This is a genomic window from Rhizobium zaerense (assembly GCF_051810725.1).
GTDB classification, from domain to species: Bacteria; Pseudomonadota; Alphaproteobacteria; order Rhizobiales; family Rhizobiaceae; genus Rhizobium; species Rhizobium leguminosarum_I.
The window spans coordinates 3,301,743-3,319,971 of the sequence record NZ_CM132690.1 but is presented as its reverse complement, the minus strand read 5'-3'; the positions used below and the strand labels follow the sequence as shown (position 1 = coordinate 3,319,971).

General features: G+C 61.5%; 17 protein-coding genes. 9 read left to right on the top strand and 8 right to left on the bottom strand.

The features are described 5' to 3' along the window. Positions 1–17 precede the first annotated feature (17 nt). The 7 genes from ACS4RR_RS16140 to ACS4RR_RS16110 all read left to right on the top strand — a co-directional run bounded on the left by ACS4RR_RS16140 (position 18) and on the right by ACS4RR_RS16110 (position 7,439). Positions 18–1,556, top strand: coding sequence for a sugar ABC transporter ATP-binding protein (locus tag ACS4RR_RS16140; RefSeq protein ID WP_222290539.1), 1,539 nt, complete (start codon positions 18–20; stop codon positions 1,554–1,556). Then, complete coding sequence (locus ACS4RR_RS16135; protein ID WP_456189016.1) at positions 1,553–2,548, top strand: ABC transporter permease; 996 nt, start codon at positions 1,553–1,555, stop codon at positions 2,546–2,548. Before ACS4RR_RS16140 ends, ACS4RR_RS16135 begins: the two co-directional genes overlap by 4 nt. Next, positions 2,545–3,528: an ABC transporter permease gene (locus ACS4RR_RS16130; RefSeq protein ID WP_260110709.1), complete on the top strand. Its 984-nt coding sequence runs from the start codon at positions 2,545–2,547 to the stop codon at positions 3,526–3,528. The genes ACS4RR_RS16135 and ACS4RR_RS16130 overlap by 4 nt, the downstream gene beginning before the upstream one ends. Positions 3,529–3,646: 118 nt before the next feature. Beyond that, a complete protein-coding gene (locus ACS4RR_RS16125) occupies positions 3,647–5,479 on the top strand; it encodes a TRAP transporter large permease (RefSeq protein ID WP_456189015.1) in 1,833 nt (610 codons plus the stop codon). 13 nt (positions 5,480–5,492) lie between these two features. Beyond that, positions 5,493–6,491 carry a TRAP transporter substrate-binding protein gene (locus ACS4RR_RS16120; RefSeq protein WP_260110711.1) on the top strand — a complete coding sequence of 333 codons (999 nt, stop codon included), beginning with the start codon at positions 5,493–5,495 and terminating at the stop codon, positions 6,489–6,491. Between the two features lie 38 nt (positions 6,492–6,529). Further along, complete coding sequence (locus ACS4RR_RS16115) at positions 6,530–6,730, top strand: hypothetical protein (protein ID WP_222383993.1); 201 nt, start codon at positions 6,530–6,532, stop codon at positions 6,728–6,730. A 49-nt stretch (positions 6,731–6,779) separates the two neighbouring features. Then, positions 6,780–7,439 carry a peroxiredoxin gene (locus ACS4RR_RS16110; RefSeq protein WP_017964008.1) on the top strand — a complete coding sequence of 220 codons (660 nt, stop codon included), beginning with the start codon at positions 6,780–6,782 and terminating at the stop codon, positions 7,437–7,439. Between the two features lie 66 nt (positions 7,440–7,505). On the opposite strand, the gene ACS4RR_RS16105 is transcribed toward ACS4RR_RS16110, so the two are convergent. Then, on the bottom strand, positions 7,506–8,276 hold the full coding sequence (locus tag ACS4RR_RS16105) for a gamma-glutamyl-gamma-aminobutyrate hydrolase family protein (protein WP_222252827.1): 771 nt from the start codon (positions 8,274–8,276) through the stop codon (positions 7,506–7,508). 193 nt (positions 8,277–8,469) lie between these two features. Continuing rightward, positions 8,470–9,192: a glutathione binding-like protein gene (locus ACS4RR_RS16100; protein WP_260058259.1), complete on the bottom strand. Its 723-nt coding sequence runs from the start codon at positions 9,190–9,192 to the stop codon at positions 8,470–8,472. A 195-nt stretch (positions 9,193–9,387) separates the two neighbouring features. On the opposite strand from ACS4RR_RS16100, the gene ACS4RR_RS16095 reads away from it, so the two are divergent. Further along, entirely contained in the window at positions 9,388–10,371 is a 984-nt protein-coding gene (locus ACS4RR_RS16095) for a lytic transglycosylase domain-containing protein (RefSeq protein ID WP_260110712.1), read from the top strand. A 95-nt stretch (positions 10,372–10,466) separates the two neighbouring features. Next, positions 10,467–11,420, top strand: a complete 954-nt coding sequence (locus ACS4RR_RS16090; protein WP_260110713.1) for an NAD-dependent epimerase/dehydratase family protein — start codon at positions 10,467–10,469, stop codon at positions 11,418–11,420. An 87-nt stretch (positions 11,421–11,507) separates the two neighbouring features. Here the strand turns inward: ACS4RR_RS16090 and ACS4RR_RS16085 are convergent, their stop codons facing one another. The 6 genes from ACS4RR_RS16085 to ACS4RR_RS16060 all read right to left on the bottom strand — a co-directional run bounded on the left by ACS4RR_RS16085 (position 11,508) and on the right by ACS4RR_RS16060 (position 18,165). Further along, positions 11,508–12,773 carry a glycerate kinase type-2 family protein gene (locus ACS4RR_RS16085; RefSeq protein WP_260110714.1) on the bottom strand — a complete coding sequence of 422 codons (1,266 nt, stop codon included), beginning with the start codon at positions 12,771–12,773 and terminating at the stop codon, positions 11,508–11,510. Between the two features lie 138 nt (positions 12,774–12,911). Then, positions 12,912–14,309, bottom strand: coding sequence for a dipeptidase (locus ACS4RR_RS16080; protein ID WP_260110715.1), 1,398 nt, complete (start codon positions 14,307–14,309; stop codon positions 12,912–12,914). 17 nt (positions 14,310–14,326) lie between these two features. Then, positions 14,327–15,385 (bottom strand): ABC transporter ATP-binding protein, encoded by a 1,059-nt coding sequence (locus tag ACS4RR_RS16075; RefSeq protein WP_456189014.1) that lies wholly within the window; start codon positions 15,383–15,385, stop codon positions 14,327–14,329. 7 nt (positions 15,386–15,392) lie between these two features. Next, positions 15,393–16,184 carry an ABC transporter permease gene (locus ACS4RR_RS16070; protein ID WP_065279702.1) on the bottom strand — a complete coding sequence of 264 codons (792 nt, stop codon included), beginning with the start codon at positions 16,182–16,184 and terminating at the stop codon, positions 15,393–15,395. Then, positions 16,181–17,005, bottom strand: a complete 825-nt coding sequence (locus ACS4RR_RS16065) for an ABC transporter permease (RefSeq protein WP_456189013.1) — start codon at positions 17,003–17,005, stop codon at positions 16,181–16,183. Before ACS4RR_RS16065 ends, ACS4RR_RS16070 begins: the two co-directional genes overlap by 4 nt. Positions 17,006–17,124: 119 nt before the next feature. Then, entirely contained in the window at positions 17,125–18,165 is a 1,041-nt protein-coding gene (locus ACS4RR_RS16060) for an ABC transporter substrate-binding protein (protein WP_260110718.1), read from the bottom strand. Positions 18,166–18,229 lie beyond the last annotated feature (64 nt).

The window sequence follows — 18,229 nt, the reverse complement described above, 5'->3', positions numbered from 1 at the left end:
GAATGGAGGGTGGACGCATGACCTTGTCCGAACCGCTTTTCCGCACGGAAGGCATATCGAAACGCTATGGCGGTGCTGTCGCGCTTAAGGATGCCGATATCGCCATCCGGCCGGGAGCGATCCATGCCGTCCTTGGCGAGAACGGCGCCGGCAAATCGACGCTGATCAAGATCATGGCGGGCGTCGTGGCGCCAGATGAAGGACGCATGCTGCTCGACGGCAAGGAGATCGCCTTCGCCTCGCCGGCCGCCGCCAATGCGGCGGGCATCGTCTGCGTCTTCCAGGAGCTTTCGCTGATCCCCGACCTCTCCGTCGCCGACAACATCGTCATCAGCAATCCGCCGCTGAGATTCGGCATGATAGACCGGCGCCGGCAACGGCGGATCGCCGAGGAAGCGCTGGCGCGCGCCGGTGCCTCCGACATTCATCCGTCCGCCTTGGTCAAGGATCTACCCCTGTCCCGGCGGCAGATGGTCGAGATTGCCAAGGCGCTTGCCCGCAAGCCACGGCTGATGATCCTCGACGAGGCGACCTCGGCGCTGACGCAATCGGATGTCGAAAAGGTCTTTGCCGTGTTGAAGCGCCTGCGCGCCGAGGGAATGGCGCTGATCTACATCTCCCACCGCATGCACGAAATTGCCCAGCTGGCGGATGAGTGCACGGTCTTCCGCAACGGCCGCAGCATCGAATCCTATCCGGCCGGCACGAAGACCGACCAGCAGGTGGTTGAACTGATGATCGGCCGCGAATACAGCAATGTCTTTCCGCCGAAGCCGGCCCATCGCGGAGAGCAAAAACCGGTCCTTTCCTGCCTCGACCTTTCCTGGGGTGACCGGCTTTCTGGCATCACTTTCGATATCAGGCCCGGCGAGATCATCGGCGTCGGCGGGCTAGACGGGCAGGGGCAGCGCGAATTGCTGCTGGCCCTCTTCGGCGTGCTGCGCGACGTGAAGGGCGAAGTCGCGATCGACGGCAGGCCGGTGACGCTGAAAAGCCCCCGTGATGCCAAGTCCGGCGGCATATCCATGGCGCTGATCCCCGAGGACCGGAAGACCGAGGGGCTGATGCTGCCGATGACGGTGCGCGAGAACCTGTCGATTGCAGCCCTCGACCGCGTCTCGCGCAACGGCGTCATCGATCGGGCGGCCGAACGACGCGAGATCGACGATCTGTTCAAGCTGTTGGCGATCAAGGCCGCGACGATCGACATGCCCGTTGCCGCACTATCCGGCGGTAACCAGCAGAAGGTGGTTATCGCCAAATGGCTGATGAACCGGCCGCGTATCATCCTGCTCAACGATCCGACGCGCGGCATCGACGTCGGCACCAAGCAGGAAATCTATCTGCTGCTGCACAAGCTTGCCGATGCGGGCGCGGCGATCATCTTCTATTCCACCGACTACGATGAACTGATCGGCTGCTGCGACCGCGTGCTCGTCATGTACGACGGCCGCATCATCCGCGAGCTCGAAGGCGCCGAGATCAACGAGCACGAACTGATCGGCGCAGCTCTCAACATCGCCGGCGACCACGTAGCGCAAAGGATTGCCCCATGAACAAGCATGCTTCCGGCAACCGGCGGTTCTGGTATGCGCAGCAGAAGGGAACGCTGTTTGCCGCACTCCTCTTCGTCGCCATGTTCGCCCTCTATGTCTCGAACCACCCGGCGGGCTTCACGCCCAACGTCGTGCAGACGGCTTCGAACAAGGCGACGCTGCTCGCCTTCGTCGCCATGGCGCAGTGCTTGGTCGTCATCACCGCCGGCATCGATCTCTCAGCCGGCATGGTTCTTGTGCTCTGCAATTGCCTTGCCTCCTGGCTGGTCGTTGGCACGCCGTTGCAAACCGGAGCGGGTGTCGTCGTCGTGCTGCTCGCCGGGCTCGGCTGCGGCATGCTGAACGGGCTCATCATCATCTTCGGCCGGCTGCAGCCTATCGTGGCGACGATCGCGACCAGCGCGATCTTCTACGGGCTGGCGCTCCTGCTGCGACCGACACCCGGCGGTTCTGTCAACGAGGATCTGGCCGATGCCTTTACCTCGAAACTCCTAGGAGTCGTTCCGGCAAGCCTCGTCGTGCTTCTCGCCGTGATTGTCGTCATCTGGGTGCCGTTCAGCCGCTCGGCGATCGGCAGGGCGGCCTATGCGGTGGGGTCGGCTGAGAACGCCGCCTATATGTCGGCAATGCCCGTCAAGCGGGCGAAATTGACGGCCTATGCGCTGGGCGGACTACTGTCGGCGATCGGCGGGCTTTATCTCACCTTTTTCTCCTATACCGGCGAAGCGGCGTTTGCGAGCGGCAACGCCTACACGCTCTATTCGATCGCGGCGGTGGTGCTCGGCGGCGTTTCCCTTGCGGGGGGCAAGGGAAGCGCCGTCGGCGCTGTCTTCGGAGCTTTGGCCTTTCGTACGATCGGCGACCTGCTCTTCGTCTTCGATTTCGATCCGCTTTGGCAGCCGCTGTTCCAGGGTGTGGTTTTGATGCTGGCGATCGGCATCGGCTGCATCGGTCTTTCCAGGGTCCGCAATCGATTGGAGTGGTTTCAATGAGCGAGGACGCATCCTCCATGCGGCAGCTTCGAATTCCCACGCGCCTGCGCGGCATCGATCCGGCGGTGGCGACCGCCTTCGGATGCATCATTCTGCTTCTGCTCGCCGGATCGATCTATTCGCCGAATTTCCTGTCGCCGGATTATCTGCTGCAGCAGCTGAAGGTGGCCTCGTTCCTCGGCGTCATCGCCACCGGCATGATGGCGGTCATCCTGCTCGGCCAGATCGACCTGTCGGTGCCTTGGGTAGTGACGTCAGGCGCGATGATGGCCTGCGCCGCGACCGCTTACGGCACGACCGGCTCGGTTCTGGCGATCCCCTTCGGCATCTTCTGCGGCGCTGCGATCGGTCTCGTCAACGGCCTGGCGGTCGCCTATCTCCGCATTCCCTCGATGATCATCACGCTGGCGACCAATGCCGTCGCGCAAGGACTGATGGTCGTCTACACCGGCGGCTTCTCCCCGCAAGATTCGGCCTCGCCGGCCATGCGGTTCCTGGCCACCGGCTACACCATTCCGGGACTTCCGAACGGCGTTCTCGTCTGGCTCTGCGTCGGCTTGGCTGCGGTCTTCACGTTGACGCGCACGACCTTCGGCCGATCCCTTTACGCCATCGGAAACCGCGAGCGCGCCGCTTACATGTCCGGTATCGACACCCGCCGGATCACGCTTCTGGCCTTCGTCATCTCAGGAGGGTTGAGCGCGCTCGGCGGCGTTCTGTTGGCGGGTTATGCGTCGAAGGCATCGCAGTCCATGGGCGACGCCTATCTGCTGCCGTCGATCGCGGCCGTCGTTCTCGGTGGCACGCATGTGCTCGGCGGCAAGGGTTCCTACCTCGGAACGGTGGCGGGCGTCATCCTGATCACGCTACTGCAATCCATCCTCTCGGTGATGCAGATCGAGGAGGCCGGCCGCCAGCTCATCTACGGCGCCGTCATCATCGGCATGCTCCTGCTCTATGGCCGCCAGAAGCCGGCCTGATCGGCCGTTGTCGATACTTTCATCTTTTCCAGCATCCGCTGCTTGAGGAAACCTATCGTTTCGGCGAAAAGGAGCTGCCGCGGCTCGATGTCAGCAGGGAAGTCAGAAGGTACGTTTTGTGGCCACCAGCGAATTTCATCCGATCGAACGGACTGCTCTGGATGACGGACTTGCCGCGCGCGCCTTGAGGGTGATCGAAGCGGTTCTCGGCATTGCCGCGGCACTCGTTCTCGCGGTGCTGCTCTCCATGGTCCTGGTCACCGTCTGCCTGCGTTATTTCTTCAGCGCCGGCTTCATCGGCGCCGAGGATCTCGGTATCTGGCTGCATGTGGGTCTGATCGCGCTCGGCGCGCCGATGAGCCTCAACAGCGCGCTTGCCATGCGCCTCGACGTCTTCGTCAAAATGCTGCCGGAAAGCCTGCAGAAGGTCACGCCGATCGGCGCCGATGTCTTCACCGTGCTTTCGGCGCTGATCCTGAGCTTCGGCGGCACCGAGATCATGACGATGCTCGGCGGCGTCTCGCCGACGCTCGGCGTGCCGGAATGGATCCGCTTCGGTTTCCTCGGCGTCGGCGGCGCGCTGATCCTCGTCGTGCTGCTTCTACAGCGCATCGCGGAAGGCAGGATCCTGCCGGTTTTGCTCTCGCTTTCCGTCGGTGTCGCGCTCTATGCCGGCATCCCACATGTCGCGCTCGATCTCGACTGGCCGCCAAGCATCTTCCTCGGACTGATCGCCGCGGTCGGGCTTGTGCTCGCCGCGCCGCTGCCGCACGCCTTTCTTGCCGCAGCCTATGTCGTCATCGCCTTCGGCAGCAGCCTGCCGGAGCCGGCGATCGTTTCCGCGACCGTCACCGGCATCTCGAAATTCCTGCTGCTCGCCATCCCCTTCTTCCTGCTCGCCGGCGGCCTGCTGACGGCCTCCGGTGTCGCCAACCAGCTCGTGCGCTTCGCCGCCGCCATGGTCGGTCATCGCCGGGCCGGGTTGGCGCAGACGACTCTGCTCACCAGCGTTCTCTTTTCCGGCGCCTCCGGCTCTTCGGTCGCAAATGCCGCTTTCGGCGCATCGACCTTCCAGCCCGAGTTGGTCAAACACGGCTATCCCAAGGCGCAGGCGGCGGCGATCATCGCGTCGACATCGGTTCTCGACAACGTCATCCCGCCGTCGATCGCCTTTCTCATCCTTGCGACGGCCACCAATCTTTCCGTCGGCTCGCTCCTCGTCGGCGGCTTCTTTGCCGGCGGGTTGATGGCCATATGCCTGGCGGTCGCAATCCATCTGACGCTCAGCGAACAGGTGCCATTGCCACGCCCAAATGCGAGACAGCGCTGGCAATCGGCGGTCCAGGCAATCCCGGCCTTCGGGCTCGGCGTCATCGTCGTCGTCGGCATCCGTATCGGTATCGTCACCACCACGGAAGCCGCAGCAGTTGCTGCTTTCTACACGTTGCTGCTCGGCATCGGCGCGCGGCTCGGCATTGTCTCACTCTATACCGCCTTCCGTCAGGCAGCCGTTGAAGCGGCGGCGATCGGCCTCCTCATCGGCACGGCCGGCCCCTTTGCTTTCCTACTGGCGGTCGACGACGTGTCGGGGCTGATCTCGCATTTGACGACGGTGCTCGGCGGCAGTGCGCTTGCGGTCATCCTGCTGTCGAACGTCATCCTGCTGGTGGTCGGCCTCGTTCTCGACATCGGCGCAGCGATCCTGCTCTTCGGTCCGATCCTGCTGCCGGCAGCGGTTGCCGCCGGCATCGATCCCATCCACTTCGGGGTGATCATCGTCGTCAACCTGATGATCCACGGGCTGACGCCGCCGCTCGGCATGCTGATCTTCGTCGTCAGCGGCGTCACGCGCGTTCCCGCCTCGGAGCTCTTTCGGGCGGTGGTTCCCTATCTGCTCGCTCTCCTGGTCTCGCTCGCAATCCTCTGCGTCTGGGCCATCATCTTCTCGTAAACGGGACAACCCCATGGACAATCTCAACCGACGCAATTTCCTGAAGACCGCAGCTCTCGCCGGAACGGCGCTTGCAGCGCCCGCCTTCGTCCGCACGGCTGCCGCCCGTACGACAACGATCACGATCGCCTCGTTGCTCGGCGACGACAAGCCGGAAACGAAAATCTGGGTGAAGATCGGCGAATTGGTCGAAGCGAAGCTTCCCGGCCAGTTTAAGTTCAATATCGTCAGGAACGGTGCGCTCGGCGGCGAGAAGGAAGTGGCTGAAGGGGTGCGCCTCGGCTCCATCCAGGCCGGCCTTTCCACGGTCTCGTCGCTCTCCGGTTGGGCGCCGGAACTGCAGATCCTCGATCTGCCCTTCCTCTTCCGCGATGCCGACCATGTCCGCAAAACCGTCGCCGGCGACGTCGGCGCCGATCTCAAGCAGAAACTGCAGACGCAGAATTTCGTCGTCGGCGATTTCATCAATTTCGGCGCCCGCCATCTCCTGACCAAGGAACCGGTGACGCGGCCAGAGCAGCTCAAGGGCAAGCGCATCCGTGTCATCCAGAGCCCGTTGCACACCAAGCTCTGGAGCGCATTCGGCACGACGCCGATCGGCATTCCGATCACCGAGACCTATAATGCGCTCGCAACTGGTGTCGCCGACGCGATGGACCTGACCAAATCGGCCTATGCCGGCTTCAAGCTCTATGAGGTCGTGCCCGATATGACCGAGACCGGCCACATCTGGGCATCCGGCGTCATTTATTATGCCTCGACCTTCTGGGCCGGCCTCGACGACGAGCAGAAGGCGGTGTTCCAGCAGGCTTCCAGCGAAGGGGCTGCCTATTTCAACCAGTTGATCGTCGACGACGAATCCAAATCCGTCGAAACGGCGCTTGGCCATGGCGGAAAGCTGTTGAAGCCGGAAGCCTTCGACGAATGGCAGAAGGGCGCCCAGGGTGTGTGGGACGATTTCGCGCCTGTTCTCGGCGGCATCGACAGGATCAAATCGATCCAGGCCGCTTGAGCGAGCGGGCGGTCCTCCTGCAGCTTGAACGAGACCTAATGGAAAAACCCTCGGTCTTGTCGTCCCGCGGACTTGCCGGAAAAATAATGCCAGAGCAGGCCGGAAATCGAAAGAGCATGCCTTCGGTGATCGTGGTATATGACTTACTGAAAATCCTGGGATGGGACGTTTTTACCTTAAGCCGGCGCGATCCTGATGACTGCAATCTAGCAACCGTTTCCGGCGGACGGATCCCATGACCTCGATTGGGATGAACAACATTTAACACAAGGCTTTGGAGGGCCGACTATGAGCTTACGTATCAACGACATTGCCCCCGATTTCACTGCCGACACCACACAGGGACCGATCAGCTTCCATGATTGGATCGGCAACGGCTGGGCCGTATTGTTCTCGCATCCAAAGAATTTCACGCCGGTTTGCACGACCGAGCTCGGCGCCATGGCCGGCCTGGCCGGGGAGTTTTCCAAGCGCGGCGCCAAGATCATCGGCATCTCCGTCGATCCTGTGGAAAGCCATGCCAAGTGGAAGAACGACATCAAGACCGCCACCGGCTTCGACGTCGAATATCCCTTGATCGGTGACAAGGACCTCAAGGTCGCCAAGCTCTACGACATGCTGCCGGCCGGCGCCGGCGAGAGCTCGGAAGGCCGCACGCCTGCCGACAACGCGACGGTGCGTTCGGTCTTCATCATCGGTCCCGATAAGAAGATCAAGCTGATCCTGACCTATCCAATGACGACGGGCCGCAATTTCAATGAGATCCTGCGCGCCATCGATTCCATCCAGCTGACGGCCAAGCACCAGGTGGCGACACCGGCGAACTGGAACCAGGGCGAGGACGTCATCATCACTGCCGCGGTTTCCAACGAAGACGCGATCACGCGTTTCGGTTCCTTCGATACGGTTCTGCCCTATCTCAGGAAGACCAAGCAGCCGACGGCCTGACGACTGCTTTCAAGCCATCCCCAAGCCGCCGCGAAAGCACTTCGCGGCGGCTTTTTACTGATCAGACTAGGCGATGGCTTGATGGGCTCTCACCGCATCGCCGAATGCTTGAAACAGCGCACGATTAACAGGGTTGGTTTGCGGATCGTATTCGGCATGCCATTGCACACCCAGAGCAAATCCCGGCGCGTCCTTGAACCTTATCGCCTCGATCGTCCCGTCCTCGGCAATGCCTTCGGCAACGACCCTCTCGCCGAGTTCGAGGATGCCCTGTCCATGCAGGGAATTCACCCGGATCGTCTCCCGGCCGAGGATACGCGCAAACATCCCATCCGCAACGAGCTGAACGTCGTGTCGATCGCCGAAAACGATGGCTGGGTCGGGATGGATCTCACCTGTTTCCAGGCGCGGCATTCGGTGGTTCATGCGTCCGGGCAATTCCCGGATTTCGGGATGCAGCGAGCCGCCGGCGGCGACATTCATTTCCTGAAAACCGCGGCATATGCCGAAAACAGGAACGCCTTGCGCAACACAGGCTTCGATCAATGGCAGCGCCAGCCCGTCACGATCCTCATCATATGGCTCATGCTTGGGATCCGGCACCATGTTGAATCGGCTGGGATGGACATTGGCTCTGGCACCCGTCAGCAGAATGCCGTCGACGACAGCCAGCAGATCCGCGATATCGGCCAGTTTAGGATTGCCGGCAAACATCAGCGGCAACGCTTCGGCGACATCGGCCACGGCTCGCAAATTGTTTTCTCCGACAAGCTGGGTCGAGAAGCGGCTTTCGACGATGCGGGCGTTCCCGATGATGCCGATTACAGGTCTTGCCATTGCTTGTCACACCCCAAGTCGCAACGCCAGCTGCTGCCCAAGCCGCCTGGCCCCTCGGGCAGGTGATTTGCAACGCCGCGAAACCGGAACCGGCCTCGGGCTGACTGCCGGCTCGGTTGTCACCATATGGTTATCCTTGGTCGCGATGCAGGTGCAAGAGCTTTTGCGACCGCCAAGGCATCTGGGCCGGTGCTCAATCCGGAACGGGAAGGGCGCGCTGGTTGTAGAGGATCTTGCGGATGCGCGCCTGTTCCTCTTCGGAGAGCTTGCTGTTGTCGGTGCCGAGATCGGCGCCGACCGCAAGGCCGCGCTGGACGCCGGGCCTTGCGCCGACTTCCTCGAACCATCGCTTGAAATGCTTGAACTCGTCGATGTCCTGACCCTGTGCCTGCCAGCTGACGGTCCAGGGATAGCTGGCGATGTCGGCGATGGTGAATTCGTCACCGGCAAGGTAGCGCCGGTCGCGAAGCCGCATGTTGAGAACGCCGTAGAGGCGGTTGGCTTCGTCGGTGAAACGCCGCACCGCATAGGACTGATCGCCTTCGCGATCGCCAAGGCGACGGAAATGACCGGCCTCGCCGAGTTTCGGCCCTTGGTTCGCCATCTGCCAGATCACCCATTGCGTGACCTCGTATTTGCCACGCAGATCCTGCGGCCAGAATTTTCCAGTCTTCTCGGCGAGGTAGAAGAGGATCGCGCCGGATTCGAAGACGCTCAACGGACCGCCGCCGTCGGCAGGCGCGTGATCGACGATGGCAGGCATGCGGTGATTGGGGTTGAGTTTGAGATAATCAGGCTTGAACTGGTCGCCACGGCCGATATTAACCGGCACCAGCCGGTAGGGCGTGCCCGTTTCCTCCAGGAAGATCGAAACCTTCTTGCCGTTCGGCGTCGGCCAGTAGTGGAGATCAATCATCTGCTTATCCTCGTTCGCTCGGGATTTCCTGGCAAACAGGATGACGCTACGACCATGGCAGGTCGAATATGTTTGTTCCAAAATCGGTAGCGAAATTAGAAACCTGTGGCCGTCCCCGGCACCAATTCGGGTGCAGGTATGGAAATGGGGGAGGCGTCGCGCCTTCATCAATGGTATCTAAAATCCAGCGTTGCGATGGAAGTTCGAACCCGCCGAGATCCGATGATACGTCGAAAGCGTCAGTCCGACATTGCGAGGAGATCGACGAAGGCCATGCTTTCGCTCTGTCTTCTGTTTCCCGCCGTGGACACAATAAAGGCCCAGCCTGAAGGGAGCGCCGGGTCGCCGGCCTGCTTGTATTCGGGACCTTCGGCGGCGGGATCGGGTGAGACGCTCTGCATCCGGAAAGACAGTTTCAACTACGACCTTTGCATCGCGATCGAGCATTTCGCCAGCGCCAACCAATTGCCGGCGGATTATTTCGCCCGTCTCATCTGGCGAGAAAGCACCTTTCGCCCCGATGCAGTCAGCTTCAAGGGAGCCCAGGGGATTGCGCAGTTCATGCCCGGAACGGCCAAACTGCGCGGTCTCGAAGACAGCTACCAGGTGTTGGAAGCCCTGCGGAAATCGGCGCAGTATCTCGAAGAATTGCGCAATCGTTTCGGCAATCTCGGCCTTGCCGCCGCCGCCTATAATGCCGGGGAAAACGGCCTTGCCACTTACCTTTCGTCAGGCAGATTACCTTACGAGACGCGCAGCTATGTGATGGCAATCACCGCGCATACGGTCGAGGAATGGAAGGATAACCCACCTGAAGATGCGGCCGCCCCGCTCGACAAGGACAAGTCCTTCCTCGATGGCTGCGTGGCGCTTGCGGAGAGACGGACGTTGAAGGATACGCCCTGGCGGCAGGAGGGTGAATGGGCGCCCTGGGGCGTCCAGCTTGCGGCGAATGCAAATGTCACGGTCGCCCGGCGCATGTTTCTCGATGCCGTGCAGGATCTGCCTGCGCCCCTGAATGCGGAGCAGCCGCTGATCCTGCGCCAGCGCGATCGCAGCTTCGGTTTTCGGCCGCGTTATGCTGTTCGCATCGGCCGGCAGACGCGCATGGAAGCCAACGACCTCTGCAACCAGATTCGCAAACACGGCGGCACCTGTCTGGTTTTCAAGAATCGATAGCAGCCCCGGTCCAGCCTCTTGATCACGAAAAGTCTGCTTGCAGGATCACCTGAACGCAACATATTCGACACGGAAATGCCAAGGGAGGAACGATAATGCGGGTTTTGGTAATCGGGGCAACGGGCCATGTCGGGACCTATCTCGTCCCCCGTCTGGTGGAAGCCGGTCACGACGTCGTCACGATCAGCCGCGGCACGGCAAAGCCTTATACGGCAAACCACGCCTGGGCTGCCGTCGATCAGCGTCAGATGGATCGGGCAGCCATGGAGCGGACGGGTGATTTCGGCCCGGCCGTGCGTACATTGGAAGCCAACATCGTCATCGACATGATTTGCTTCACGCTGGAAAGTGCCGAGCATCTGGTGACGGCGCTGTCGGGGCATGTCGGTCACTTCCTGCATACCGGCACGATCTGGACGCATGGCCATTCGACGGTCGTACCCACGCTGGAGGAGACGCCGAAATTTCCCTTCGGCGACTATGGGACGCAGAAGGCGGCAATCGAAACCTATCTGCTGCAGCAGGCAAGGCTTCGCGGATTTCCGGCAACCATCATCCATCCCGGGCACATTGTCGGTCCCGGTTGGGCGCCGCTCAATCCGGCCGGCAATTTCAACCTGCAGGCCTTTTCAACCCTTGCCCGCGGAGAGACCCTGGCGCTGCCCCATTTCGGCTTGGAGACCGTTCATCACGTCCATGCCGACGACGTGGCGGCGATGTTCATGGATGCGATCGCCAACTGGAATGCGTCGACCGGCGAAAGTTTCCACGCGGTTTCGGAGCAGGCATTGACCCTTCGCGGTTATGCCGAATCCATGTCTCGCTGGTTCGGGCACGAGCCGAAGCTCAGCTTCGCCCCATTCGACGCCTGGGCCGAAAGTCAGACGGCTGAGGATGCAAAGGCGACCTGGGAACATATTGCCCGCAGCCCGAATTGCTCGATCGCCAAAGCCAAACGCCTGCTCGGTTACACTCCGAGATACACCTCCCTGCAGGCGGTGCAGGAATCCGTGGGTTGGCTGGTCGGGCAGGGGCGGATCGAGACCTGATCCGCCACCACCGCGCGTAGCGGGCGGCTGCTTTTGTTTTACGCAATTCCGGACGGAAAACCGCTTCGCACTTTTCCTGAAATTGCTCTAACGGATCAGGATAGCCCTGAAATCATTGACATTGGTTCCAGTCGGGCCGGTTTCGAAGAGATCGCTGGTGGCCGCAAAGCCCGAATAACTGTCATTGCCGTCGAGCAGCCGGCGCGGATCGAGCCCGGCGGCGCGCAAGCGCCTCACCGTGCCGCCATCGGCAAAGGCGCCGGCATTATCCTCCGAGCCGTCGATCCCGTCGGTATCGGCAGCGAGGACATGAATGCCCTCCTGTCCGTCGATCGCAAGCGCCATGGCGAGCGCGAATTCGCCGTTGCGTCCGCCCTTGCCACCCTTGGTTCTCAGCGTCACCGTCGTCTCTCCGCCGGAAAGGATGACGACCGGCTTCGGAAACGGCCTGTTCCGGCCCGACACTTCGCGGGCGATGGCCGCATGCACCAGCGCCACGTCGCGCGATTCTCCCTCGATCGCATCGGAAAGGATCGCCGGCTCGATCCCCTGCGACGTCGCCAGGGCAGCGGCCGCCGCCAGCGAAACGCCGGCGGAGGCGATGATGTGATGCGCGTGGCGCAAGAAGACCGGATCATCCGGCCGCGGTGCATCGGCCTTCGGCGAGTTCAGATGGTCGAGTGCTGCCTGCGGCAGCTGTAATCCGTATTGCCTGATGATCTCGAGCGTATCGTGTCGTGTCGAACCGTCAGGGACTGTCGGCCCGGAGGCGACATGGGCCGGGTTGTCGCCGGGAATATCGGAGACGATCAGACTGACGACTCTCGCTTCGGTCGCTGCCGCAAGTCTGCCGCCCTTGATAGTGGAGAGATGTTTGCGCACGACATTCATCGCCGAAATCGGCGCGCCCGAGGCAAGCAGCATTTCGTTGAGCGCGATCTCGTCTTCAAGGGTCAGCCCGTCCGGTGGGGCGGGCAGCAGCGCCGAGCCGCCACCGCAGATCAGCGCGATCACCAGGTCGTCTTCCGTCAGCCCGTTCACCGTCTCCATCAGCCGCTTTGCGGCGGCAAGGCCAGCCGCATCCGGCACCGGATGCGCTGCCTCGAGGATCTCGATGCAGCGTGTCTCGCAGCCATAGCCGTAACGGGTGACCACCACACCTTCGAGCGGTCCGTCCCAGACGCTTTCGAGTGCCCGCGCCATCTGCGCCGCGCCCTTGCCGGCGCCGATCACCACGGTCCTTCCCTTCGGCCTTTCAGGCAGATGCGCCTTGATGCCGGTCAGCGGATCGGCGGCGCGAACCGCCGCGTCAAACAGGCCTTTCAGGAAATCGCGGGGAGCGCTTATTGTCATCGGTGGTCTCTGCTGCCTCGGTATCGATGGTAATGTGGGGCGCTTGCTGCACCATAGCCTACTGCATAATGCAGCAATTCAAAGTGTTACAGCGCCCTTTGCGGCTCCCGAAAAGCTGCCCGGCGCGGTACACTCGCGTCAGTCGGCGAGGGCCGCCAGGATGCGGACCCAGGATCGTATGCCTTTATGAAAGCTGGAGAGATCGTATTTTTCGTTCGGGCTATGGACGCGGTTGTCAAAGCGGGCGAAGCCGACCAGCAGGGCATCGCATCCGAGCCGGCGTTTGAATTCCCCGATGATGGGGATCGAGCCTCCGGTGCCGGCAAGGGCCGCTTCGCATTGCCATTCTGTCGAAAGCGCCTGAAGCGTTCTGGTGAGAAACGGACTGTCGATCGGCATGACCGTTGCCGGCGAGAGCCCGTAATCCCTGAAGCTGACCGAACAATCCCTGGGGATACATGCACGCACGTGCCGCTGGAAGGCATCGCGGATCGCCTGGGGATCCTGTCCTTCCACCAGGCGAAAGGAAATCTTGGCGCTCGCCTTGGCCGGAATGACCGTCTTGAAGCCTTCGCCCGTATAGCCGCCGCTCATGCCGTTGATCTCGCAGCTCGGCCGCGCCCAGATCTGTTCGAGGACGGAACGACCCGCCTCGCCGGCCGGATCTCTGAGGCCGATATCGCCGAGAAAGGCCGCCTCATCGAAGGGCAGCCTTTTCCACAGCGCCTTGATGGCGTCCGGGAGCTCTTTGACGCCATCATAAAAACCCTCGACCGCGACGCCGCCATCGGCGCGCCGCAGGCTCGAAACAACGTCTGACAGCACCTGCAGCGGATTGCGCGCGGCATTGCCGAACATGCCGGAATGCAGGTCTTGATCGGCGCAGATGACTTCGATTTCCGTACTAAAGATACCGCGCAGCATCGTCGTGACGGCAGGCGTTTCGCGATCCCACATATCCGTGTCGCAGACGAAAACCGCATCGGCCTTCAACTCGTCTGCCGTGGCATCCAGAAAGGGCGCGAGGCTCGGGCTGCCGGCCTCTTCCTCGCCTTCGAACAGCACGCTTACCTGCACCGGCAGTTTTCCGGTGACGCTCCTCCAGGCGCGACAGGCTTCGACGAAAGTCATCAACTGTCCCTTGTCGTCGGACGCGCCGCGCGCCACGATCGCGGTATCGCCGTTCGGCAAGGCTTCCATGCGCGGCTCGAACGGATCGCTCGTCCACAGCGCCAGCGGATCGACCGGCTGGACATCGTAATGGCCGTAAAACAGCAGATGCGGTCCGGATGCCGCCTTTTCATGGGCGACGACCATTGGATGGCCGGTCGTTTTGCGCACCGATGGTTCGAAGCCGATGGCAGCCAGATCCCGGCTCAGCCACTCGGCAGCGGCGCGGCAGTGATCGCGATAGGCCGGGTCGGTCGAGATGCTCGGAATGCGGATCAGCTGGAACAGCCGCGCCAAGCTGCCATCGAGGCTTTTGTCCACATAGGCAAGAACGGCATCGATATCTTGGTCCATGGCACTATTCATCGTCTCTCCTCAGCGTTTCAATCTTCCGGATCGAGAATGCAGCATTGCTCTGCTAGAGGCGTCAGCACCGCGGACGCCCCTGTTTCCATCGGATCGGACAACGCCCCATTGGCGGTGATCTCTCCCGCTGATGTCATGCATTTGTACTGATAGGCTCGGCCGAGATAGGTGCGCGTGCCGAGCACGGCCGCGATGCCATCGCCGTCACGGCTGACGGCAAGACCGTCTGCGCGGCAGGCCAGCACGAAGTCATCCTTGATCGGCCCGAATGTGTCCTGTGACAGCTGCAGGCTGGCTCCGCCCGTCGTTTCGGTGGTCACAAGCGCGCCGTTGCGCGCGGTCACCTTCATACGGATCAGGTTCTCGAAGCCGACGAAACGGGCGACGAAGGCGTTGGCCGGCTGACGATACAGCACCTCCGGCGCGTCGAGCTGCATGATGCGCCCGGCATTCATGATCGCCACTCTGTCGGAGATCGAGAATGCCTCCTCCTGGTCGTGGGTGACGTAAAGTGATGTCGTGCCATTGGCGCGCTGGAGCTGCCTGATCTCGACGCGCATGTCGATCCTGAGTTTTGCATCCAGGTTGGAAAGCGGCTCGTCGAACATCAGAAGCGGTGGCTCGATGACCAAGGCCCGGGCGAGAGCCACGCGCTGTTTCTGACCGCCTGACAGAGCCGACGGCAGGCGGTCGGCGAGGGCGGAAAGGCCGACACGCTCCAGCATGGCCATCGTTCTTTTCGTCCGTTCCGGCGGAGGAATACGACGCTGCCTCAAGCCGAAGGCGACATTGTCCTGTACGCTCAGGTGAGGAAAAAGCGCGTAGTTCTGAAAGACCAGGCCGATGTCGCGCGCATGTGCGGGAAGGCCGGTCAGGTTGCGCTCACCGAGCTTGATGCTGCCGCTGCTCGGCTGCAGAAAACCGGCCACGAGGCGCAATGTCGTCGTCTTGCCGCAGCCGCTGGAGCCGAGCAAGGAGACCAGTTCCCCGGCCATGATTGAGATCGACAGGTCCTTGAGCACTTGCGTGCTGCCGTAATGGGCGGAGATGGAATCGATGGTGAGGGATACGGTCAAGAGCGTTCTACTTTGTCAGGAAGGTGAGGCCGAGCGTGGCCTCGACGACGGCCATGACGCCGACTGTCACGAACATCAGCAGCACCGAGACCGACGCGATCGTCGGATCGAAGAACTGTTCCATATGCGCGAGGATCTGGATCGGCAGCGTCGAGATGCCCGGCCCAGTCAGGAAAACCGAAACCGACACGTCGTTGATGGAGGTGATAAAGGCGAGGATGAAGGCGGCAATGACCCCGGCACGGATATTCGGCAGGACCACGGTCAGGAAGGTTTTCAGCGGTGGGCAACCCAGGCTGATCGCCGCCTCCTCAACCGAAAAATCGAAGGCCGCCAGGCTGGCGCCGACGACACGCACCGAATAGGGCAGGATCAGCAAGGCATGGCCGACTAACAGGCTGATGAAGATCGGCAGCCCGAGGCCGATCGTGACCGATTTCATCAGCGAGAAGCCGAAGACGATCTCCGGCACCAGGATCGGCAGCACGAAAATGGTGGACAGCCAGCGCGGCAATTCCACCCGATAGCGGTTGATCGCATAGGCTGCCGGGACACCAATCAGCAGGGAGAGCGCGGTGCCGAGAAAGGCGACCTGCAGGCTGGTGATCGCGGTCGTGCGGAAGGCCTCGATCTGGAAGATATTGACGAACCAGCGCAATGTCAGGCCCTGCGGCGGGAAGGTCAGATAGGTCGTGTCGCTGACGGCCGCACCGATGATGATGACGAGCGGTGCGAGCAGGAAGAAGAAAACGCAGGCCGCAAAGGCGGCGAGGATCGGGTGAACGCGCCTGTCCATCACACCGCCATCGGATTGAGCCGGCGTGCGATGCGGCTCATGATGAGGACAAGGCCGAGCGTCAGCACAACCATGATGGCGGCAATCGTCGATGCACCGACCCAATCGAAGGTCACCATGGCGCGCTGGTAGAGGAATGTTCCCATCATCATCTGCTTTTCTCCGCCGAGTAGTTGCGGTGTCGCATAGGAGGTGAAGCTGCCGGTGAAGACCAGGACCGCGCCGACGATGAGGCCGGGTGTCGCAAGCGGCAAGATTACCTGAAAGAATGTCATCAGCGGTTTCGCGCCGAGCGACGCGGCCGCATCGATCAGATCGCGCGGGATGCCTTCAAGCACCCCGACGAGAGTCAGGATCATCAGGGGAACGAAGAGATAGACCATGGCAACGATCACCGAACCTTCGGTATAGAGCATCGAAAGCGGTTCACTGAGGATGCCGGTCGAGATCAGCATGGCGTTCAGAATGCCGTTCTTTCCGAGAATGATCAGCCATGCGAAGGACCGGACGACGACACCTGTCAGCAGCGGAAAAACCGCTGCGATGATCATGATGCTCTTCGCGCGACCGGGCATCTGCGCGATCACATAGGCGGTGATGAAACCGACGGTGAGCGAAATCGCCGTCGTGATCAGGGCGATTTCCAACGTGCGATAGAGAACCGCCCGCCGAAAACCGCTGTTGAAGAACGTCACATAGGGCGCAAACACACCCTTCGGTTCCGCAAACGTCGCCGCAATGGTGATGGCGACAGGAATGATGAGAAGCAAAATGACGGCAATCGTCGCCGGCATCGTCAATCCCCATCTGGCAAAATGCTTCATCTCAAAACTCGTGGCATGTCCTGCCTGATATCAGGAGCGCCGCATCTCGGATCTGAATGTGCGGCGCTTCCATGTCTGGCAGTCAACCGGCTTCAGGTCAGGCCGGGATATCGCGCACCTTACTGACCGAAGACTTCGTTCCAGCGGTCGATCCAGTCGGCCTTGGCAGCATTCATCTTGGCATAGTCGATGCGGGTGAGGCTGGCGACCATATCCGGGCCATAGGTCCAGATCTTCGCCTGGTCCGGCGTCAGGCTGACCTTTGTCGAGATCGGCGCATCGACGCCTTGTTCGGCTTCAGCCTGCTGGACGTCCTTGGACAGGATGAAGTTGATGAATTGATGGGCGAGTTCGACATTTTCCGAACCCTTCGGGATGTTCACGGTGTTCAGCGTGGCGATGTCGCCGTCCGTAAGCTTGGCCCATGTCATCGTCGGAACGGCCGCCTGCATCGACGCCAGGGTAAAGTCCTGGGCTAGCGCAACGCGCACTTCGCCTGTTGATATCAGGTTCACCAGCTCCGAGCCGGTGTTGTAGTTCTTGACGACGTTGGGCTTGAGTGCCTCGATTTCCGAGAAGGCCTTGTCGGTGTCTTCATAGGCATCGGCGCCACCATGCTTGCCGGCTTCCAGAACGACCAGCGGGCCGGCCGTAGTGGTGATTCCGGGCAAGGAGACGGAGCTTTTCAGATCGTCGCGCCACAGGTCGCCCCAGGCGGTGATCGGCGGGTTGACCTTGGCGGAATCATAGACGATGCCGACGCGCCCTATCGTATAGGCCGGGCCGTATTTGCCCTGAGGCGCCTTGCCCAGTTCGTAGATATCCGCGAGGTTGGGAATCTTCGACGCATCGATCTCCTGGAACAGCCCCTGCTCGATGCCGAGCTGCGAGAAACTGTCTGTGAGGTAGATGACATCGACGCCCTTGCCATCGCGCAATTTCAGCTTGTTGAGCCGGTCGGCATTGTTGCCGGTTTCGAATACGATCTCGCAGCCGCAGATCTTCTTGAACGGCGTGATGATGTTCGCATTCATCTTCTCGCCATTATAGCCCCACCAGGAGATGGTCAGCGTCTTCGATTGCGCATGTGCCGCTGCGGTGCCACCGACGGTGGCAAGCAGCGCCAGAGACAGGATTCGGGCAAAACGTCTGACCTTCATGAGCAATGTCCTTCTGTGAAAAGCGGCGTTGGCAATCGGGATGATACCCCCAGGATTTGGGGGA